The sequence below is a fragment of the Microvirga tunisiensis genome (assembly GCF_009296175.1).
Classification (GTDB): domain Bacteria; phylum Pseudomonadota; class Alphaproteobacteria; order Rhizobiales; family Beijerinckiaceae; genus Microvirga; species Microvirga tunisiensis.
In genome coordinates, this window is the sequence record NZ_VOSK01000804.1 from 1 (window position 1) to 1,157 (window position 1,157).

General features: G+C 61.8%; 1 protein-coding gene. It reads right to left on the reverse strand.

Translation table 11 applies throughout. The features are described 5' to 3' along the window. Positions 1-13: 13 nt before the first annotated feature. A protein-coding gene (locus FS320_RS43770) for an IS630 family transposase (RefSeq protein ID WP_425294314.1) occupies positions 14-1,074 on the reverse strand; the annotation gives its coding sequence in 2 pieces (ribosomal slippage) (positions 14-538 and positions 541-1,074; 1,059 coding nt in all). Positions 1,075-1,157: the final 83 nt, after the last annotated feature.

Below are 1,157 nucleotides of genomic sequence, written 5' to 3' on the forward strand. Positions count from 1 at the left end.
CAAATCTCACTGATCAGCATTGGTGAGCCCAGTCGCGCAGGCCAATGGACATGATGAGCCAAGGCCGATCGGTAAGCTTGTTCCAAGCCTCGCAGCAGTGATCGAGAATGTCCTTGTAGGATGTGAACACCCGGTTCGACATCCAGTTCTCGCGCATGAACCACCAGATATTCTCCACCGGATTGAGCTCCGGTGATTTTGGCGGCAGTGGCAGCAGGGTGATGTTCTTGGGAACAGCCAGCCTGGATGACACGTGCCAGCCGGCTTGATCGAGCAGCAGCACTGCATGAGCCCCAGGTGCGACTGCCTGGGAGATTTCCGCCAGATGAAGCGCCATCGCCTCTGTCGTGCAGCGCGGCAGAACCAAGCCGGCGCCTTTCCCTTGGGCCGGACAGATCGCTCCGAAGATGTAAGCGGAGGCGGTTCTCAGATCGCGCGGCGCCGAGGGACGCGTGCCGCGCTTGGCCCAGCGCCGGGTGATCTTGTTCTTCTGTCCGACCCGCGCCTCGTCGGCAAACCAGATCTCTAGCGGCTTGCCGCCGGCCGCGCCGGTCGCGATCGCCGCCAGACACGCGGGGAAGCTTTTTTAAAATCGTCCATCGCGCCAGCCGATTGGGCATGATGCCGTGGTCTGGCTGATAGCTTGCGATAGTCAAGGGCGCGCACTTCCCGACTGAGTGTCTGCTTGGAGATGGTGATCTGGTACTCCTCCCAGAGCCACTGCATCAGGTCGGCCAGACGCCAGCGCACCACGCCATGTACCGCCGGGATAGGGCCGTCCTCAATCATCTGAATCAGGTGCTGACGATGCTCCTGGCTCAGGATCGAGGGCTGACCCGGGGCTTTGCCGTCCAGAAGCCCACCCGGGCCGTGGGCGTTGAAGCGCAAGACCCAGTCACGCACCGTCTGCAGGCCCACGCCGCCGATTTGAGCCGCCTCGGTGCGGGTGCCCCCGTCATAGATCGCCGCCAGAGCCAGAAGTCTTCGGGTTTGCGGGCCATCCTTGGCCCAACGCGCCAGGCTCCTCAGGCGAGTGGCATCGTAATCAGATCGGAGCGCCACCGGTGTCGACACAGCAAACCTCCTCGTTTGCCATGTTGAATCACATCTCTGGTGCTTTGAAACTGCGACGAGTCATCCTCGTTGGGACTTGGTAT